The sequence below is a fragment of the Veillonella parvula genome (assembly GCF_048309325.1).
GTDB lineage: Bacteria > Bacillota > Negativicutes > Veillonellales > Veillonellaceae > Veillonella > Veillonella parvula_T.
The window spans coordinates 727,649-748,796 of the sequence record NZ_DBFBTX010000005.1; the positions used below are offsets into that span (position 1 = coordinate 727,649).

At 38.0% G+C, this 21,148-nt stretch carries 18 protein-coding genes; all 18 read right to left on the reverse strand.

Annotated elements, in window-relative coordinates; all coding sequences use genetic code 11:
• Nucleotide 1: 1 nt before the first annotated feature.
• On the reverse strand, nt 2–874 hold the full coding sequence (locus tag ACMKPP_RS08265) for an ABC transporter permease (RefSeq protein ID WP_316063745.1): 873 nt from the start codon (nt 872–874) through the stop codon (nt 2–4).
• Between the two features lie 11 nt (nt 875–885).
• Entirely contained in the window at nt 886–1,866 is a 981-nt protein-coding gene (locus ACMKPP_RS08270) for an ABC transporter substrate-binding protein (RefSeq protein WP_205112329.1), read from the reverse strand.
• Between the two features lie 24 nt (nt 1,867–1,890).
• Nucleotides 1,891–2,868, reverse strand: a complete 978-nt coding sequence (locus tag ACMKPP_RS08275) for an ABC transporter substrate-binding protein (RefSeq protein ID WP_287531148.1) — start codon at nt 2,866–2,868, stop codon at nt 1,891–1,893.
• 131 nt (nt 2,869–2,999) lie between these two features.
• Nucleotides 3,000–3,377: a hypothetical protein gene (locus tag ACMKPP_RS08280; protein WP_024061486.1), complete on the reverse strand. Its 378-nt coding sequence runs from the start codon at nt 3,375–3,377 to the stop codon at nt 3,000–3,002.
• 50 nt (nt 3,378–3,427) lie between these two features.
• Nucleotides 3,428–4,819 carry an aminopeptidase gene (locus ACMKPP_RS08285; protein ID WP_004697029.1) on the reverse strand — a complete coding sequence of 464 codons (1,392 nt, stop codon included), beginning with the start codon at nt 4,817–4,819 and terminating at the stop codon, nt 3,428–3,430.
• Between the two features lie 71 nt (nt 4,820–4,890).
• Nucleotides 4,891–5,874: a 3'-5' exonuclease gene (locus tag ACMKPP_RS08290; protein ID WP_077708351.1), complete on the reverse strand. Its 984-nt coding sequence runs from the start codon at nt 5,872–5,874 to the stop codon at nt 4,891–4,893.
• A gap of 4 nt (nt 5,875–5,878) precedes the next feature.
• Nucleotides 5,879–6,919 carry a glycosyltransferase family 9 protein gene (locus ACMKPP_RS08295; protein ID WP_008600741.1) on the reverse strand — a complete coding sequence of 347 codons (1,041 nt, stop codon included), beginning with the start codon at nt 6,917–6,919 and terminating at the stop codon, nt 5,879–5,881.
• Nucleotides 6,919–7,938, reverse strand: coding sequence for a glycosyltransferase family 9 protein (locus ACMKPP_RS08300; RefSeq protein ID WP_004697170.1), 1,020 nt, complete (start codon nt 7,936–7,938; stop codon nt 6,919–6,921). Before ACMKPP_RS08300 ends, ACMKPP_RS08295 begins: the two co-directional genes overlap by 1 nt.
• Before the next feature lie 69 nt (nt 7,939–8,007).
• On the reverse strand, nt 8,008–8,502 hold the full coding sequence (locus tag ACMKPP_RS08305; RefSeq protein WP_004692981.1) for a D-glycero-alpha-D-manno-heptose-1,7-bisphosphate 7-phosphatase: 495 nt from the start codon (nt 8,500–8,502) through the stop codon (nt 8,008–8,010).
• Nucleotides 8,502–9,467, reverse strand: coding sequence for an ADP-glyceromanno-heptose 6-epimerase (gene rfaD / locus ACMKPP_RS08310; protein WP_004697321.1), 966 nt, complete (start codon nt 9,465–9,467; stop codon nt 8,502–8,504). Before rfaD ends, ACMKPP_RS08305 begins: the two co-directional genes overlap by 1 nt.
• Entirely contained in the window at nt 9,464–10,942 is a 1,479-nt protein-coding gene (rfaE1, locus tag ACMKPP_RS08315) for a D-glycero-beta-D-manno-heptose-7-phosphate kinase (RefSeq protein ID WP_060918812.1), read from the reverse strand. Before rfaE1 ends, rfaD begins: the two co-directional genes overlap by 4 nt.
• Nucleotides 10,943–11,035: 93 nt before the next feature.
• The gene (gmhA, locus tag ACMKPP_RS08320; RefSeq protein WP_060918811.1) at nt 11,036–11,605 is read right to left on the reverse strand and encodes a D-sedoheptulose 7-phosphate isomerase; all 570 of its coding nucleotides are present in this window, start codon (nt 11,603–11,605) and stop codon (nt 11,036–11,038) included.
• Complete coding sequence (locus ACMKPP_RS08325) at nt 11,605–12,531, reverse strand: dipeptidase (RefSeq protein WP_060918810.1); 927 nt, start codon at nt 12,529–12,531, stop codon at nt 11,605–11,607. The genes gmhA and ACMKPP_RS08325 overlap by 1 nt, the downstream gene beginning before the upstream one ends.
• Before the next feature lie 60 nt (nt 12,532–12,591).
• Nucleotides 12,592–13,083: a transcriptional regulator NrdR gene (gene nrdR / locus ACMKPP_RS08330; protein WP_004692976.1), complete on the reverse strand. Its 492-nt coding sequence runs from the start codon at nt 13,081–13,083 to the stop codon at nt 12,592–12,594.
• Between the two features lie 198 nt (nt 13,084–13,281).
• Nucleotides 13,282–16,728 carry a pyruvate carboxylase gene (locus tag ACMKPP_RS08335; protein ID WP_195395141.1) on the reverse strand — a complete coding sequence of 1,149 codons (3,447 nt, stop codon included), beginning with the start codon at nt 16,726–16,728 and terminating at the stop codon, nt 13,282–13,284.
• A 281-nt stretch (nt 16,729–17,009) separates the two neighbouring features.
• Nucleotides 17,010–18,359 (reverse strand): M18 family aminopeptidase, encoded by a 1,350-nt coding sequence (locus ACMKPP_RS08340; RefSeq protein ID WP_008600727.1) that lies wholly within the window; start codon nt 18,357–18,359, stop codon nt 17,010–17,012.
• Nucleotides 18,360–18,593: 234 nt separating this feature from the next.
• Nucleotides 18,594–19,994, reverse strand: a complete 1,401-nt coding sequence (locus tag ACMKPP_RS08345; protein ID WP_418369594.1) for an anion permease — start codon at nt 19,992–19,994, stop codon at nt 18,594–18,596.
• Nucleotides 19,995–20,230: 236 nt separating this feature from the next.
• A complete protein-coding gene (locus ACMKPP_RS08350; protein ID WP_021148035.1) occupies nt 20,231–21,064 on the reverse strand; it encodes an Mrp/NBP35 family ATP-binding protein in 834 nt (277 codons plus the stop codon).
• Nucleotides 21,065–21,148 lie beyond the last annotated feature (84 nt).

Sequence of the window (21,148 nt, forward strand, 5' to 3'; positions counted from 1 at the left end):
CTTAACGAGCCAACCATTTTGCTTTCAATGTAGGTAAGGAAAGCGCGATGGCAACAAGAATTGCAGTGAATAATTTCAAATCATTTGGTGGCATACCCATGTAGAGAACTGCAGCAATAACAATACGATATACAATAGAACCAAGTACTACGGCGATGAGACTGCGTACGAAAGATTTCGTACCAAACACTACTTCACCGATGATTACAGATGCCAAACCAATAACGATGGTACCAATACCCATACCTACATCAGCAAAGCCTTGGAATTGACCAATGAGAGCCCCAGACATACCAACAAAACCATTGGAAATCAAAAGACCAAGAACGATCATATTATCAGTATTTACGCCTTGAGCGCGAATCATTTGAGGGTTAACACCTGTAGCACGTAAGGCTGTACCAATTTCGGTACCGAAGAACCAAAATAAGAGCAAACATACAACTACAGCTACTATAATACCTACGATGGCTGCAGACCACATATTCGGCGTATGGAAAAATCCACCAAGAATCGTATAAATTGTATCCATACGAAGCAAAGATACATTAGCTTTGCCCATGATGTGAAGGTTTACAGAGTACAATGCAATCATTGTCAAAATACCGGCCAATAATGCAGGAATTTTTAATTTTGTATGAATCCAACCTGTTACAGCACCGGCTATCATACCACCCACACCGGCAAGTAAAATGGAGAGGATTGGATTCATACCACTTGTAATTAAAATAGCAGAAATGGCTGCCCCCATTGGGAACGTACCTTCCACGGTTAAGTCAGCCACATCTAATACGCGGAAGGTTATGAATACACCGACCGCTAACAAAGACCATAAAAAGCCTGTGGTTATGGTGCCTACCACTAAATCTAACATCAAATTCTCCTCTATTGTTTCATATCTTTACGAAGAGCCTCAGGAATCGTAATACCTAATTTTTTAGCACGTTCTTCGTTAACAGTTAACTTAATCTCTTTTTGTGTCTCAATAGCTAAGTCTGCAATTTTTGCTTCTCCTGCAAGAACTTTAGCAGCCATTAAACCTGTTTGATAACCCAATTGATAGTAATCAACAGAATAAGTTGCTACACCACCAGTCATTGTCATACCTTCATCGGCAGCAAATACTGGAATTTTAGCAGCATCTGTAATTTGTGCTAAGTTAGCCATAGCAGATGCCAATACATTATCTGTTGGCGTATAGATAGCTTGTACATCTTGGTTCACAAGATTTGTAGCGGCTTGTTGGATATCATTTACATTGGAAACAGTTGCCTCTACAACAGTAATACCTTTTGTAGCAGCATACGCTTTCATTTTTTCAACTTGTAATTGGGAGTTGATTTCAGAGGATGTATAAATGGCACCAATACGCTTTACATTCGGTACTAATGCTATGATAAGATCAACCTCTTTTTCAACAGGTGTCATATCAGATGTACCAGATACATTACCACCAGGGTGTTCGTTAGATTGAACGAGTTTAGCTGTCACGTAATCTGTAATAGCTGTACCCATGATTGGCATGTCATGAGAAGCATTTGCCATCGTCTGAGCCGCAGGCGTTGCAATAGCTAATACTAAATCTTTTTTATCAGACACGAAACGTTGTGCAATACTATTTAGATTAGATTGATCGGCCTGTGCATTTTGTTGGTCAATTTTAATGTTTTGACCATCCTTATATCCTTTAGCTGCTAAACCATCTACGAAACCTTTATTAGCAGCATCAAGAGATGGATGTTCTACTAATTGAATAACACCAATTTTCTTTTGGTCATTAGTTGCAGTATTGGAACCACAACCAACTACCATTGCCATAACAGCAATGGCACTAAGTGCCACTGCAATACTTTTTTTCCAGTTCATGTATAACTCCTTACCAGTTATGTATTAAATCATAGTCGCCTTGTTCATCAAATCCTCTGGTAAGGTGATGCCCAATTTTTCTAATTTATCTTTTCCCACAACTAATTTAAATTCTTTCTGCATTTCGATAGGCATATCTTCAACTTTAGCTTCGCCAGTTAGAATTTTAGCTGCCATCAAACCAGTCTGGTAACCAAGTTTGTAGTAATCTACAGACAAGGACATAACTGCCCCACCTTTTACGTGGTTATCTTCACCGCCAAACACAGGAATTTTTGCTGGATCGGTAATAGCTACAAGATTGCTCATCGCAGAAGCTACCACATTATCTGTTGGCACATAAACTGCATCCACACGTTGAGATACTAGGTTTTGTGCCGCTTGTTGAATATCGTTTACATTGGAAACTGTAACTTCTTCAACTTTAATACCCTTTGTAGCTGCATAAGCTTTCATCTTCTCCACTTGAATTTGAGAGTTTACTTCGCTTGAGCTATAGATGGTACCAATTGTTTTCGCATTTGGCATTACTCGTAAAATTAGATCTACTTGTTGCTCTACTGGGTTCATGTCAGACGTACCAGATACATTACCACCAGGTTTTTGATTGGATTTAACAAGTTTAGCTGCCTCGTAATCAGTAATTGCTGTACCTAAGATTGGAATATCATGAGTTGCATTCGCCATGGATTGAGCCGCTGGCGTAGCAATTGCTAAAATCAAGTTTTTCCGATCGGATACGAAACGCTGTGCAATACTATTCAAATTAGATTGATCAGCTTGCGCATTTTGTTGATCAAAAGTAATCTTTTCTGCCAAACCTTTTTCTTTTAGCGCATCAACAAAGCCCTTATTGGCCGCATCTAGTGCAGGATGTTCTACCAGCTGTACAACACCAACTTTATATTCACCATTCGATGTAGTTCCATTTGAGCCACAGCCTGTAAACGCCAACAATGCTGCCGCCGTGAGCGCTAGGGTAATACCTTTTTTCAAGTTCATGGGGATTTCCTTCCTATCTGCAATGACTATAATACATCTATTATAAACAAATTTCTTTACTACATCAATGTAGCAGGTTAAAGTATTTTACATTTGTCCATTTATAGAACACATTAAGATACGAAATCCTTTTACTTTTCAAGAGACGCTAACATGTCTTCTGTTAGATCATTAGCTGCCAAAATATAGTCCTTAAGAGTCCCTTTGTCGAGAGCTACCTTCATAACAGGCACTTCAAATGGATCCAATATGACGCACATTAGAATTTCACCCGTTATATAGTAACCAACCACTGCTTCCCCTTCTTCAGGATCTAAGGTTTCACGTTTTACAGTAACACAGTATGATTTCATAACCTGCGCTGCTGCTTCTGCTACCTCTTCACGATTAGCAATATATTCTTCAACCTTCGTTTCAGGGATGTCAAAAATATCTACCTTTACAGTCTTGACCTCTGTAGCCTCTCCTTTCGCAGACTCTATAGCTGCGCCTAATTCTGTTTGCTTCATATACACCTCACAAAGAATGGACTTTTACCATTGGTGAAAGCCCCATTATCTTAGATTGATTCATCAGCTGCATTTAAGAACGCCACATAGCATTGTTTAGCCTCGTAAATATCAGCCTTAGATGTAACCTCCCAAGGAGCATGCATGCTAAGAACGGCTACGCCACAGTCGATGACATTCATACCATAAAGAGCCATGATGTACGCAATGGTGCCACCACCACCTAAATCAACCTTACCGAGCTCTGCTGTTTGGTATGTTACATTGTTAGATTCCATGACACGACGGATAAAGCCCATATACTCAGCATTCGCATCATTAGAACCAGCTTTACCACGAGAGCCAGTAAATTTATTAAATACTACACCCATACCAAGGTAAGAAGCATTTTTCTTTTCATACGCCGATGCATAAAGCGGATCATAGCCTGCACTTACATCGGAGGATAACATACGAGATTTCTCCAACGTACGACGTACACTTACAGAATTAGGTTTACCCATAAGTGTTAAAATTTCAGCCACTGCATTTTCAAAGAAGCGTGATTGCATACCTGTAGCACCTACAGAACCAATTTCCTCTTTATCTACAAGTAAGCAACAAGTAGTACGCTTTACATTATCCACTTCAAGCATTGCTACCAAGGATGTGTAGGCACACACGCGATCATCTTGGCCATACGCCATTACCATGGAACGATCAAAGCCCATATCACGTGCTTTACCAGCTGGTACAATTTCTAGTTCTGCAGACAATAAGTCACGTTCAATAAATCCATACTCTTTTTCAAGAAGGCTATTAATAAATTTAGTAACCCCTTCTTTTTCTTCGTCTTTAACTGGACGGCTACCGATGAGTAAATCAAGAGCTTCCCCTTCAATTACTTTAGCTGCATTTTTTTGCATTTGTTCTTGTCCCAAATGAGGCAACAAGTCAGTAATACAGAATACAGGATCGCTTTCCTTATCACCAATATTAATATTGATACGAGTACCATCTGTTTTTACCACAACGCCATGAATAGCAAGAGGCATAGCTACCCAATGATATTTTTTAATACCTCCATAATAATGAGTATCCCAAAATACTAAATTACTATCCTCATATTGTGGATTTTGCTTTACATCGATGCGTGGAGAATCAATATGAGCACCTAAAATATTCATACCCAATTCAATATCATCAGTACCAATATTAAATAAAGCAATAGATTTATCCATATGTGTGTAATAAATCTTATCACCAGCTTTAATTGACGTATTGCTTTTAATAATGTCATTTAGATTTACATAGCCCTTTGCTTCTGCAAATTCTACAGCTTGCACAACGCATTCACGTTCTGTTTTACCATTATCTAAAAATTGACGATATGTATCACTTAAAGCATATACCTTTTCCATAGTGGCATCATCATAATTATGCCATGCATATTTACGTTCCATAATCTATCCTTTCTAAAAGTTCATATCCTAATATATAGTACAGTTCAGAAAACGAACTTGAATTTACATAACTATTTTTGGCGGACTTTTTCTTGTTCCGCCTTACGATACTCTAAATATTTTCGCTCTTTTTCGCGATTGATTTCAGACTTCTGAGTATATAGAGAACGAATTTCATCCGTACAATGGGTCAGTACCTTAGTAACATAGAATTTACTACTGCCGGACTTAATCGTATACTTTCCAACTTTAAGTTGCACCGCAAAATCGCCATGTTTAGGACATACTCCAATGGCTAGGTGCTTATCCCCTTGTAATCGTTCAGGTCTTGTCGTTTCTAAACGTGTTTGACAGTACGGACAGAAGGACATACGTACTCTTCTATCATGAACAATACGTTTTTTCTCAGAAAAATTTTCATACATAAAAAAGGTAAGAATAGGAGGATATAGGAAAGGATTACTACTTTCCTTGCGAATTAGATCATAATGCAGAATTCCTTGTGCAATATCTAAAGTCTGACAAATGTGAGCTGTAAAAACTGCATCATGCAAGGCATTATGAGCAGATAAATGCTCCGTCGATATATTGAGATCCTCCATAGCATGCGCCACAGAATACTGTTGACTTGTTCCATAGCGTTGATAAGAATAAATCATTTGCGCATCTACCCATTGATCATAAGATAATGCTTTCATCTTATGAAGCATAAGATTTTCTCGAAGGATAAGAATATCGTCTGATCCCCAAGAAAGCAACATATATTCATCACCACACCATTTTTGAAAGTACTGCATAGCCGTCTTGAATGGCACACCATGATTGAGCTCATGGGTGGTTATCCCTGTCAACTCGCGCACATGTTTATGCATCCGTGGCAGATATTGAGGTTTGATGAACATCGTAAAATGATCTATAATGTCCATCTTTTCATTCAGTTTTACCGCTCCGATTTGAATGATTTCCCCTGTCAACGGCATTTTTGTGCGCTTCATAAAGCTAATGTCATTGCTATAGGGTTGGTTCCATTCTAAATCAAATACAATATAGTTCATACGTTTATTTCGATTCTAAAAGCAATGTTTCCGCTGCTTTAATAACCTGTTCTTCAGAAATTACAGATAAACCTTTATAATTTCCTTCTTTAATAATTTTTTTCATGCTTTTACCAATCTCATAAGAATCCATCGTTTCTAAAACGATAGCATGAGCTTGATAAGGTCCATAAAAGAATGGATTTGATGGACCATACAGTGCCACAATTGGCACACCTTGACTGATTCCTACATGCATTGGTCCAGAGTCATTAGTAATTAGTAGATTACAACGGCTCATAGCCGCTGCCAAAGGGCCTAACTGGAATTTTCCGGTAGCCACAATAGGCTTTGTTTCCATTTGTTCTACTACGGGCTGCACCATTTCAAGGTCCATAGGTCCGCCAAAGAAAACCGTCTTATAACCTAATCGACCAAAGTAATCTGCTACATGAGCAAATCGTTCAGCTGGCCAACGTTTCTCAGGAACGGCGCTACCGATATTAAAACCAATGAGTATATCAGTATCAGTTAATCCATGACCAGAATAAAACTCTCGAGCCTGACGACGCCATTCTTCACAGGTCTCAATATGTAAACCAGAGTTAGAAGTATCTGTTACACCTAATTGCTCTAGTACATTAATGTACATATCCGCAGCATGACGAGTTTTACGATCTAAGCGCGTATACTTTGTCATGAATGGTCTAAAGAGGAAATGACTCATACCAGTTGTAATAGTTGCATGAATTTTCCAGGCTAAATATGAAGTACGCTCATTAGGATGTAAATTAATGACAATGTCAGGTTTTCCCTTAGCATTGATTTCACGAGCCACTTCATTGAGACCTGAGATGCTATTATGGCGCCCTTTTTTATCTACAACAATAAGTTCATCAATATTTGGATTATATTCCATTACTTGTTGTAATTTTTCATCTATTACATACGTAATATGACTATGAGGAGCCGCTTTGCGAAGCACTTCTAAAAACGGAGTCGTTAATATAACATCGCCTAAATGCATTAAAAAGGTTACCACAATGCGCTTATAATCTAGTTCCATTATAGTTCCTTTCCAAGTACTTGTTCATACACTGACCATACCGCGTCTACAGGAATTTGTGCCATACAATCTGGATCATCTACTAGTGGTTGCTCAGGTGTAGCCTTAGAAGTAGGTGAAATAATGAGATGTACATGACTACCACCATAAGGACCTGTGCGCTTAGGTGATGTTGTACCAAACATGGCAATCAAAGGACGCTTCAAAGCATTTGCAATATGCAATGGTCCCGTATCGGCACTAATAAAAATCTGACAATGACGAATCAACTCAATGAGTTCAGGCATGGTTGTAGATCCAACTAAATTGATCAGATTCTTATGTTTTACATAATTTTCTATGAAAGCACCTTTATCTACATCATCAGGAGCACCGGCAATAACAACCTTCTTACCAGATTCACATAAACGAATACAAAGTTCTCCAAAATTTAGAAGTGGCCACTCCTTAACAATCCATCGTGCCCCTGGTACAACTACAATATATTCATCATCTACACCATGGCATTTCAACTTTTGTTTTATGGATTTCTCAGCCTCAACGTAAGCTGGCATCGGAAATTCAATCTCCTCCACCTCACCACCAAGGGCGCGTACGGTATCCAGATAGCGTTCAATAACATGGTCGTATTTATGCTCACCTACTAATGCTTTATTAACAAGATTACTGCCCTCACGAAGCTCCCAGTAGCCATACTTTTCAGGGGCACCAGATAATAAGGAAACAATAGCACTTTTTGCGATGCATTGAAGGTCTAAGGTCATATCAAAATGACGACTATGTAGCTCCTTGCGCAATTGATATAAATACGTAGGCTTCTTTAGTTGTTTTTTGTCAATGATAATCACGTCATCAACCCATGGTGTACCAGGTAAGAGGCTAGCGAATTGCTCATGAATAGCCCATGTAATACGCGCATTAGGCCAATTCTTGCGCACAGCGTACAAGGTAGGCAATGCGTGAATTACATCACCTAAGGAACTCATCTTGATGATGAGTATATTCTTGTAATCTTTCATATAGCCTCCCCAATACAAAACAACAACCCTAAATATATTCTTCAAAAATAGACTAAATGGAATAAATGATTAAATTATTGTTTTAATGAAATCCAATAGATTAGAACCTTTAAATAGGTACCCCTTAATGCCAGCAGCCTCAGCTGCATCAACATCACGTTGACTGTCACCGATAAGAAAACTATCTGATATATTTACATCATAATCCTTAATAGCTTGCTTAATCATGCCAGGTTTAGGCTTTCTACATTCACATTCTACTGCATAGAGAGGAACAATACCTTCTTTATGATGTGGACAGTAATAGAAATGTAAAATCGGTGCTCCACTGCGATCTAGTTCATGAGCCATATAGTCATGTAAAATCTGAACATCAGATTCTTTATAATAACCACGAGCTACACCACTCTGATTTGTCACTACAATGAGATCATAGCCCTTACTATGAGCATAAGCAAGGGCCTCTTTTGCACCATCTACCCACTCTAAATCGCTGATTTTATATAGATAACTAACATCCTTGTTAATAACACCATCGCGATCTAAAAATAATACCTTGCGCATTAGCGTAAATATCCTTCGTTATTATCTAATAGTTCACAATATTCTTTAACGGCATCTTCCATTTTATGGAACCCTTTATCATAGCCAGCAGCTAACAATTTAGTAGTATCAGCCTCTGTAAAGCTTTGGTATTTACCCTTTAACACCTCTGGGAATGGCACATATTCAATTTTGCCTTGACCATTGTAGTCGATAACAGCTTGCATGAATTGGTTAAAGCTATGAGCATTACCTGTACCACAGTTAAAAGTACCAGAGATTTCAGGATGCTCCCAGAAATAGAAGTTTACATTAACTACGTCTTTTACATAAATAAAATCACGTGTTTGACCACCATCTTCGTAACCATCTGTACCTTCAAAGAGGTTAATAATACCTGTTTCTTTATTTTTGTAGAACATTTGACGTACTAAAGAAGCCATTTTATCTTTATGAGCTTCATTAGGACCATATACGTTAAAGTAACGCAGCCCCACAACTTGTGCAGTATATTCACCTTCATATTTACGTACATAACGGTCGAATAACAATTTAGAATACGCATATGGGTTAAGTGCTTCTTCAGCTTCCGGTTTTTCTACGAAACCATGTGTACCATTACCATAGGTAGATGCAGAGGAGGCATAGATGAATGGAATACGACGATCTTGGCAATAATGGAATAGATTTTTAGAACCTTCATAGTTGTTCTTCATCATGTATTTGCCATTATATTCCATTGTGTCTGCACAAGCACCTTCATGGAATACGACTTCAATAGGGCCAACGTCGAATGTACCATCAGCAATAGCACAATCAAAATCATCACAATCGATGTAATCTAGAAATTCTAGATTTTGAATATTGCGAATCTTACGACCATCTGTAAGATCATCTACGATGAGAATATCTGTACGACCACGATCATTCAGTGCTTTCACAATATTACTGCCAATAAAACCAGCACCACCTGTTACGATAATCATAATTTGCCCTCCTTAGCCATAGTAGCTATTTTCCCTACAATATCTGATGTAGAGTAACCTTCTTTAAATGAAAGAACCTCTACATTGTCAACGGACTCGCGTCCAATAATATCTTCTATTTTGTAATCTCCGCCCTTAACAAGAGTATTAGGACGTAAGTACGCTAGTAATTCAGCCGGTGTATCCTCTTCAAATAGTACTACACCGTCAATACATTGCAACGCACTCAACAAGGCCGCTCTATCCGCTTCACTTACGATGGGCCGTATTTCCCCTTTTAAACGTCGAACAGATGCATCAGAATTTAATCCAATGATTAAATGATCACCTAGCTGCGCAGCTTCTTGTAAATACGTGATATGTCCACGGTGAAGAATGTCAAAACAACCATTTGTAAACACTACAGTTTCACCTTTGCTTTGCCATTGTGAAACGAGTTCTTTCATCTCTTCCTTCGTATATAATGGCTTAGATTGAATACTATGTTTATAGGAATGCCATAAGTCTAATAACTCAGAACGATGTATTGGATACGTACCAACCTTAGATACTACGATACCCGCTGCACCATTAGCGATATGCAAGGCTAAACGCATCGATAGACCACTTGCAAGACAGGTCATCATCATGGATACAACGGTATCTCCAGCACCACTCACATCGAATACCTCTTGTTGAGTAGCAGGATTATGCCATGTACGGCCATCCTTTGCAATAACCGTAATACCCTTAGCAGATCGAGTAGCCACAATATAGTCTAAATCTACAGTAGCAAGTACAGACTTAGCAGCCTCTACAATAGTAGCATCATCATTTTCTAATGTACGGCCTACACATTCACCGAGTTCTTTCACATTCGGTGTAATACATGTAGCACCATTGTATTTAGACCAGTCTGCCCCCTTAGGATCTACGATAGTTTGCACACTATATTCCTTAGCCAAACCAAAGATTGTCTTCAATAAGGTAGGTGTACAAACGCCTTTACCATAGTCAGATACGACAATACCATCAATCCCCGCTTTACATAGATTTTCCAACCAAACAGACAATTGTTGCTCTTCTTGATTGGTTAAATTTGTAATCGTTTCAAAATCAAGGCGCATCATCTGTTGACGATCACCTAATATGCGCATCTTAGTAATAGTAGAGCGGTCATCACTAGTGATTAAACCAGTCGTATCGATTTTATCAGTATCAAGTAAATTTTTTAATAAATGGCCATGGTCGTCATTACCTGCTAGTGCACCAAGATATACTTTACAGTCTAAATTAGACAGATTAGATGCAACATTACCAGCTCCACCAAGGACCTCTTTCATCTTGGACACGCGGTTTACAGGAACCGGTGCTTCTGGAGAAATACGACTTACATCACCAAAAACATAACGATCTACCATTACATCGCCTACAACGGCAATCTTCAAGTTTGGCAGTTGCTTTGTTAAAAACTGATTAATGGTAGTATTTATCATAATCCACCTATTCCTTATCAAAATTACATATGTTCCTAATTTAAATAAATTTATAATTGAAACAATGTGTATCTATAAGTAAAAACCTATCGGTTAATAATCTTCTTCAATAATTTCGCATATAATGTGGCCAGCTAAGATATGCATTTCTTGAATGCGCGCTGTCACATTACTGGGAATAGCCAGCGTAATATCACATAGTTCGGCTAGTTTGCCGCCCCCTTCACCGGTGAAAGCAATGGTATGCATACCAATAGAACGGGCCATTTCTGCAGCTTTTACAACATTCTTGGAGTTACCAGATGTAGAAATACCGATGAGAACATCACCTGTACGGCCTAAGCCCTCTACTTGACGTGCAAAAACAGATTCAAAATCATAGTCATTCGCAATAGCTGTTAATGCGGATGTATCAGTAGTTAATGCAATGCCTACAAGAGAGCGCCGTTCCTTTTTAAAGCGACAAATCAATTCAGCTGCTAAATGTTGAGAGTCCGCCGCAGAGCCACCATTACCACAGAACAAAATTTTATTACCATTTTCTAAAGCCGCTTTACAGCGATATCCGATTTCTTGAATGGTATCCATATGTTCCATCGTTTTACCAAACACTTCAAGATGCTCTGTAAAACGATCTGCAATGATTGGATTTAAATCAGTCATTATAAAATCTCCTTTAGTAGTCTATCTGCATTTTTCCAGAATAACTTTTCACACTGTTCCACAGATAAGCCTGCCTCTTTAAATGCATCATAAAGACGACTCATTTGAGACATATCTGCAATCTCTGTGTCGGGTGGAATCCCATCAAAATCAGTTCCTAATGCCACTACATCTTCACCGCCCTTGTCGATGAGATATAGACCATGTTTAACAATATCTTCAATGCGACTAATTGGCGATGTGCCGAGAAAATTCTGTGCAAAATTAAGTCCTATAATACCTCCCTTATTAGCGATAAGTCTAATAAGATTATCTGGCAAATTTCGCGTATGAGACCGTAATTCCCGTGCATTTGAATGAGATGCTATAAAAGGAACATCTAAAATATCTCCTAGTTGCTCTGTACCAGCATCGTTAAGATGAGAGCAATCAACAATTATCCCTAACTCTTGCATAGCTTCTACAAATTCAACACCTTTAGATGTTAATTTCTTATGTTGCTCACCACAATGTGGCTCGCCAAGTCCATTTGGATAGTTCCATGTTAGCGTTATAAGTCTGACTCCATCTTGGTAAGCTTGTTTAAGTTTATTTAAATCGCCACCTAGTACGCCACCTTCCTCAATAGACATAAGTGCCCCAATCTTACCAGTCTTGTATACAGACTCTACATCTTGATAAGAGAGCACATGTTGTATGTGCTCTCCATAGTGATGAATTTGTGATACACACAAATTACGCATCTCTTCATAGCGGCCATAAGGGTCATTCGTCTCACCCATATTAATAAAGAGTGCAAAGTCTTGTATCTTGCTATGAGCCTTTTGTAATTTTTCTATATCTATTTTCCAAGTATTGCGATATAAATCACCACTATCAGGATGATCTAGCAATTGCATCATCGTATCACAATGTAAATCTATCATAAAGCCTCACACATTGCTAATTTCAAAACCATGTATAACCAATCAGTAATACAGAATCAATTATTCTTCTACGACAGGTTTGCGTTTCGGCTTTTTAGCGTCTAACTTCTTCAGAGCTTTTAACTCTTCCATAAAGCTATCAATATTATCAAACTTACGATATACACTAGCAAAACGAACATATGCAACTTGATCTATGTCTTTCAGTTGTTGTAACACGAGCTCACCAATGCGATCAGTTGTAACCTCTTGGTTAATTTCATTCCGAATATCACGCTCTACATCATTAACTACTTGCTCCATCACAGACATAGGAACTGTACGCTTATCACAAGAGCGCAATAACCCATTCAGTAGCTTACCGCGGTCAAATAATTCACGTCGTCCATTTTTCTTCAATACCATAAGTGGTACTTCTTCTATAATTTCATAGGTAGTAAAGCGACGGCCACAATTGATACATTCACGGCGACGGCGAATACTATTACCTTCATCAGTCGTTCTAGAGTCTGTTACCTTCGTGTCTGTGTGTTGGCAATAAGGACATCTCATCTGTTACTACTCCTTTTCTACTAATCATTCTAAAATAACGCATAATACGCCCATTTTCTCTATATTATATAGTACCATGAAACCCTTGAAAATACAAAGAATCCCTAGGATTTCCTAGGGATTCTTCCATTATTCTTCAATTTTTCATTTTATGAAATATTTGAGAAATAATATTTTTAATTTTAAATGATTGTTAGCTTATCGTTTTAAAGCATCTTCAATACGAAGCAAGCAGTCACCAGATTCGATACGGCTACCTTCACGTACAAGGATTTCTTCTACGATACCGTCGATAGGAGCTGTAATTGTTGTTTCCATTTTCATTGCTTCTGTAACGATCAATGGTTCACCTTTAGTTACAGATTGACCATTCTTAATAAGGATCTTAACAACGGAACCAGACAATGTAGCACCAATTTCACCAGGGTTAGATTCATCCGCTTTGCGACGAACAACACCAGTTGTCTTAGCATGTTTATCATGAACCTTAATGCTACGAGGTTGACCATTAAACTCGAACAATACGATGCGATTACCATCTTCATCAGGTTCAGAGAAACCATTCATCTTGATAATCAGTGTTTTACCTTTTTCAATGGTTACTTGAATTTCTTCGCCCCGTTTCATACCAAAGAAGAATGTTGGAGTATCTAATACAGATACATCACCAAAGTCTTTTACAAATTTATTGTAATCTTGGTAAACCTTAGGATACAAGCAATATGCACTAATATCTTCATCAGTTGTTTGGGCTCCCATTTCGCTTAATTCATGACGAATATGTTCAAAATCTGTTGGAGGTAATACAGCACCAGGGCGAACTGTGATTGGGCGAGCACCTTTCAAGATGATTTTTTGTAATTTTTCAGGGAAGCCTTGATATGGAGTACCAAGACGTCCTTCAAAGAATTCAACTACGGATTGAGGGAAATCCAATACATCGCCTTTTTCGTAGATATCTTTTTCAGTTAAGTTGTTTTGTACCATGTACAATGTCATATCCCCTACCACTTTAGAGGATGGTGTAACTTTAATGATATCACCAAACATCATGTTTACTTGGTGGTACATTTTCTTAATATCTGTCCAACGATCACCAAGCCCTACCATTTTAGCTTGTTGTTGCAAGTTAGAGTATTGTCCACCTGGCATTTCATGTTGATATACTTCAGTATTAGGATATGCTTCTGCTTTATCTACACCTTTGTAATATGGTCTGATACTACCAAAATAATGAGACATTTCTTCCATGTAATCAATGTTCATTTCTGGTTGACGTTCATGACCAGACAATGCATAGTACATGGAATTCATGCTAGGTTGAGAAGTACCATTAGCAAATGCTGAGTATGCTAAGTCGATTACATCAACACCAGCATCTACAGCGCGGCCATATGTATAGATAGAGTTACCGGAGCCTTCATGAGTATGCAAGTGAATTGGAACAGAGACAGCATCTTTCAAGGCAGATACCAAGTTATAAGAAGCTTGTGGTTTTAAAAGGCCGGCCATATCTTTAATGGCAATAATATTGGCACCAGCTTTTTCAAGCTCTTTTGCCATATTTACATAATAGACCAAGTTGTATTTTGTACGAGCACCATCAAGGATATCGCCAGTATAGCACAATGCAACTTCAGCTATTTTATTTTGTGCACGCACTTCATCGATAGCAACATGCATATTATCAAGACTATTCAAGCTATCAAATACGCGGAATACATCAATACCATTAGCAGCAGCCCGTTGAATGAATTGACGAACTACGTTGTCTGGATACGATGTGTAACCTACGGCATTTGCACCACGAAGAAGCATTTGAAGCAATGTATTTGGCACTTCACGACGGAACATGCGCAAACGCTCCCACGGATCTTCATGTAAGAATCGGTATGATACGTCAAAAGTAGCACCCCCCCAACATTCTAAGGAGAATAAGTTAGGTACACCTTTTGCAGCATGACCAGCTACGCGAGCCATATCGATTGTACGAAGACGTGTAGCAAACAAGGATTGATGGGCATCACGCCAAGTGGTATCAGTGAAGAATACTTGTTTTTGTTCCGATAACCATTTACTGAATTTATCTGGTCCAAGTTCATCAAATTTTTGTTTTGTACCAGATGCTGGACTTACATCCAAAGTAGATGGCATTTGAATCGGTTCAAAGTCAGGAACCTCTTGAGCCCCTGCACCAGAATAGCCATTAATTGTAACATCAGCAATGTAACGTAATAATTTAGTACCACGGTCACGATCTGGTTTCAATTCGAATAATTCAGGATGTTCTTCAATGAAGTTTACATTGTAAGAACCACTTTGGAATTCAGGATGTTCCAATACATTAATCAAGAAGTGAATATTTGTTTTTACACCGCGAATACGGAACTCTTTTAAGCAACGAAGCATTTTACGAATAGTTTCTTCGTTGTTAGGACCAAATGCTGTCGCTTTCACAAGCAAGGAGTCATAGTAAGGTGTTACAACGGCACCTGTAAAAGCATTACCAGAATCAAGACGGATACCAAAACCACCAGAGCTACGGTACGCTAAGATTTTACCGGTATCAGGCATAAAGTTGTTTTTAGGATCTTCTGTGGTAATACGACATTGGATAGCAGTGCCTTTACAAGGAATTTTATCCTGCTCAGGAATACCTACTTCAGGGCTATGTAAACTAAAGCCTTCAGCGATTCTAATTTGAGCATGAACAATGTCAATATCTGTAATCATTTCTGTTACAGTATGCTCTACTTGAATACGTGGATTAACTTCGATAAAGTAGAAGCTACCATCAGCAGTTACCAAAAATTCTACAGTACCTGCATTCACGTAGCCAACATTTTTCATGATTTTAACGGCAGCATCACATACAGCTTTACGAGTTTCTAATGATAACGCAAAGGCTGGCGCCATTTCAACTACTTTTTGGTGACGACGTTGAACAGAGCAATCACGTTCATGCAAATGAACTACATTGCCATGTTCATCACCTAAGATTTGAACTTCAATATGTTTAGGCTCTACGATAAGTTTTTCTACATATACATCATCATCGCCAAACGCAGCTTTCGCTTCAGATTTAGCACGATCATATGCATCTCGAAGATCTTCTTTATGATGAACTTCACGCATACCACGACCGCCGCCGCCATTAACGGCTTTAATCATCAATGGAAAACCATGTGTATCAGCAAATTCTTCTAGTTGAGCATAATCTTTTAAAGCCCCATCAGAACCTGGGATCATCGGAATTTTTGCTAATTTAGCTTGCTCACGAGCATTTACTTTATCACCAAACATATTCAAATGCTTGATTTTAGGCCCAATAAAGATAATTCCTTCTTCTTCACAACGACGAGCAAAGCCTTCATTTTCAGATAAGAAGCCATAACCTGGATGGATAGCATCGATGTCATGTTCTTTTGCAATACGGATGATATCTTCAATATCAAGATATGCGTCAACTGGTTTTTTACCTTCCCCTACGAGATAGGCTTCATCGGCTTGGTTACGGTGCAAGGATAATGTATCCTCTTTAGAGTAAATGGCTACAGTTTTAATTCCCATTTCATTACATGCACGGAACACGCGGATCGCAATTTCTCCACGGTTGGCAACCAATACGGATTTAATTTTTCTCATGTATTGCCTCCTACTAGCTTCCACAAATGTGAACTATCAGCTTTCATTTTTATTAATATATGAATATTTCCTATACTTATAGATAAATCAATATTGAGGAAAGCCTCATCAAAATTTATGATGAGGTTTTATATTCATAATAATATATACTTATTATACAATATTTTCATTATATTTAAAGGATTATACCAATTATGAAAGTATAAAATATATTTTTTACTGTTCATTACAAAAAATCATATGTCTTTCAATAATGCACATCGAATAAATTCCATTTTATATTACTTACCACCTAGAAAATGATTCATTAATCGATTTAATTGCTCTTGATCAGCTGCCCCCATCAATTCTCTAGCTGAATGCATTGCTAAAAGAGGCAAGCCTACATCAATAGTACGCATTGGTAACATAGCTGATGAAATGGAACCTACTGTAGATCCACCTGGAATATCCGAACGATTTACATAAATCTGATACTGTGCATCCGCTTCTTCACAAAGGCCTTTAACGATAGCAATGGCCTTAGCATCCCCAGCGTAAGATTGGCTACATGCAATCTTAAGGGATAGCCCTTTATTAAGTACAGGAATATTCGTAATGTCATTTTTCTCTGGATAGTTTGGGTGTAATCCGTGTGCTACATCGGAGGAAATCATAAAGCCTTTAGAGATAAAGCTGTCCATCTCTTGATTAGAATATCCTAATGCGTCATACACGCGTTTAACGAGATTTGGTAATATCATGCCAGCCCCACCTTGTTTCGTACGACTGCCCACCTCTTCGTTATCAAAGAGTATAGCACAGCGAACACCATTAACATTCATTTTTTTGGCTTGAATAATACCAGATAATACACTAAAGCAAGATGTTAAATTATCTAAACGAGGTGAGCTAATGAAATCACCTTCCGTACCGAGTACACAGCCTTGTTCCGTAGGATATAAAGTCATTTCATAAGATAATATTTCGGAAGGATCGCAATCTACTTCATCAGCTAAAAACTTTGTCCACTCATCGTATTGAGTATCTGATTCTGAAAATAAACTTGGATTATTTCTATTATTTAAAGGTTTTGTAGGATTATCTTCATTATTACGTTCCATCATCAATATAGGAAGCATTTCTTTTTGACGATTTAGTTTAACCCCATCATTAACAGAGCGATTCATATGAATAGCTAGGTTTGGAACAATAGCGATAGGCCGTTTTGTATCGACTAGAACAGAATCTACGTCAAAGGCATTTTTTCCTTTTAACACAACCGTACCTGCTGCACCTAATGGACGATCAAGCCATGTATTTTCTATAAGACCGCCATACATTTCTACATTTAACTTTGTGTATCCTTTCATAGAGGTTATAGGGTTTGGTTTAACACGAATAGCAGGAAAATCTGTATGAGCCGACGCAATACGTAATGTATGTTCTGGTTTCTTCCCTATATGAAAGGCAAATAAGGTGGTGCCGAACACGTTAACTACATAAGAACCAGAGTCTAACTGCCACTCATCTTCTAAACTGAGCTCTGTAAATCCTGAGTCCAATAGCATTTGTAAACTTGTATCTACTGTGTGATACGGAGATGTACAAGCGCCAATATACTTTAATAATTGTTCATTATCAAACTTCATAGGTCCCTCCTATGCACAAATCATATAAAATTTGTACAATTAGCTTGAATAATTTATTATGTATATTATTTTACAATATTTACATTAATTATCTATTAACTACTCATATTTTATCACAAAAAGCCGCCCCTATCGGGACGGCTTTTTATATACGATGTAAATGCATAGTACACTAAGTCTAATAGGTTTAAAGTACATGCCATTACAATCCTATAAAATTGTCAGTACTAAATTTTACCACATACCAATCAACTTCATCCATACAGAGCCAAGACCCATGAAGATAATTAAGTTGATTACAGATGTGAAGAAACCAAGTTTCCACCATATATTTTGAGGAACATAACCAGTATTAAAGATTACTGGAGATGGACCTGCTGCATAGTGAGTCAAAGACATACACAAGTTAGATGTGAATGCAATCATCAACAATGTCAACATAGGTGGGGCACCTGCAGAAATAGCGATTGCAGAGAATGCTACGAACATCGCAGAAATATGCGCTGTTAAGGATGCAAATACATAGTGAGCATATGTATTAACAAGAACAGCTACAACAAAGGCAATTACCCAAGAGCCTTCTGGAATATAACCACCCACTTGAACTGTAGCCCATTTGATAAAGCCCAATTTGGAAAGGAATCCGGCAAAGCCCATCAATGTACCCATCCAAACCAATGTATCCCAAGCACCCTTTTCACTCTTAACATCGTCCCAAATTAGAACGCCTGTAGCAAGTAAAATAGAAATACCTAAGAATGCAACAGTTGTAGCATCAAGTTTTGTAAATTGAGACGTAGCCCACAATACTAATGCTAAAATAAATACGCCAAGCATTACCCATTCTTGGAAAGAAATCTTGCCAAGACCTTTTAACTCTTCACGAATCATTTGTTGAGCTTCACGAGCATCTTTGATTTCCGGTGGATATACTTTATAAATGAAATACGGCATAATAATCAATGCAATAATACTAGGTACGATAGCTGCCATAGCCCAGTCGCCCCATGTAATACCAATACCAAAAGATTGAAGCGCTAATGCTGCAACCAATGTATTACCAGCCATGGATGTTTGGAACATCGCAGATGTAATCGTATTTACTTGGTAAATTGATTGCATCAAGAAAGAACCAATTTTACGAGGTCCATCTTGTGGTTCAGAACCGAAAGCTTTTGCTAAGCTAGTTGTAATTGGCATGATTACACCGCCTACACGAGCTGTGTTAGATGGTGTTGCGGGAGCTAAAATCAAATCAGACAAAGCCAATGCATAGGCCAAACGCAAGGAGCTACTACCAAAAGCAGAAATCAAATTATAAGCAATACGTTTCCCCAAACCAGTTTTAATAAAGCCACGAGAGAATAAGAAAGCACCTACAATTAGCCAGATTGCAGAGTTAGCAAAACCTGAAATACCTTCACTAATCTTTAATGTGCCTGTCAATGCAGCAACAGTAATAACAACGATAGATACGCCACCAATCGGTAACGGCTGAGTAATGAAGCCTACGATAGTAGCTACAAAGATTGCAAATAAATGCCATGACTGAGGAGTTAATCCCTCTGGAGTTGGAACAAACCACAGACCTAAACCAAAGGCTGCTGGAATGATCCAGTTCAATAGTTTTTTCATACACATACGTCCTACATAGGAAAACATTAAAATTAAACCAATATATGCCAATACACCCTATAGTATCATGTTAAGAAAAATAAAAATCTATACTAACTATGTTCAGCATATCTGTAGTAAGAGAATTAAAGATATAATTCTATCTTCCTACCATAAATATAACATAATTCACCATAAAAAGATGTGATAAAAAGCTGTGCATTTATAAATACACAGCTTTCATCATCATATGAATCCTATTCAGGTAGAGATACGTCCTCTAAATTTGTTTTTTCGATAGACTCAATATCACCTTTATCGCAAAGGTTTGCAATAGTTGGGTCAATTGGTAAACGGTTCAACAATAATAGACCGTATTTTTGAAGGATTTCTTCGATGTGGCTTTCACCAAAAATTTGATAATCCTTACCGTTATCTGGGCAATGGAAGTAAGAGTAGTTTTCCACCACACCAATAATAGGTACTTGCATTAAATCAGCCATTTTAACTGCTTTTTCAACAATCATGGATACCAAGTCTTGAGGAGATGTAACGATAATAATACCGTCCAATTTCAAGGATTGATATACAGTAATAGCAACGTCACCTGTTCCTGGTGGCATATCAACAAATAAATAATCGATATCTTTCCAAATAACATCTGTATAAAATTGTTTTACTACATTGCCTAAAATAGGACCACGCCATAAAACAGGATCTGTATCGTTTTCCAAAAGAAGGTTAACAGACATAACGTCGATACCGCCTTTGGATTTTACAGGATACATACCGATTTCGTCAGCATATGCCTTTTCCTTAATGCCAAACATCTTAGGAATAGAAGGACCTGTAATATCCGCATCGAGGATACCTACTTTGTAGCCTTTACGCGCCATTGTAATGGCCATCAAGCTGGTAACGGAAGATTTACCTACGCCGCCTTTGCCGGATACTACGCCAATTACATGTTTAACAGAACTAAGCTCGTGCAATTGAGCTGTAAGATCTTGAGGTTGTTGAGGCGCGCCACCACCGCACCCAGAAGATTGAGATGGGCATCCGCCACAATCACTGCTGCTACCGCAACCCATAGTAAACACCTACTTTCTTTGAGGCTATACCTCACATCTATATTAAAAACTTTTTTATATGGTAAACACAATGTATCTACGCTT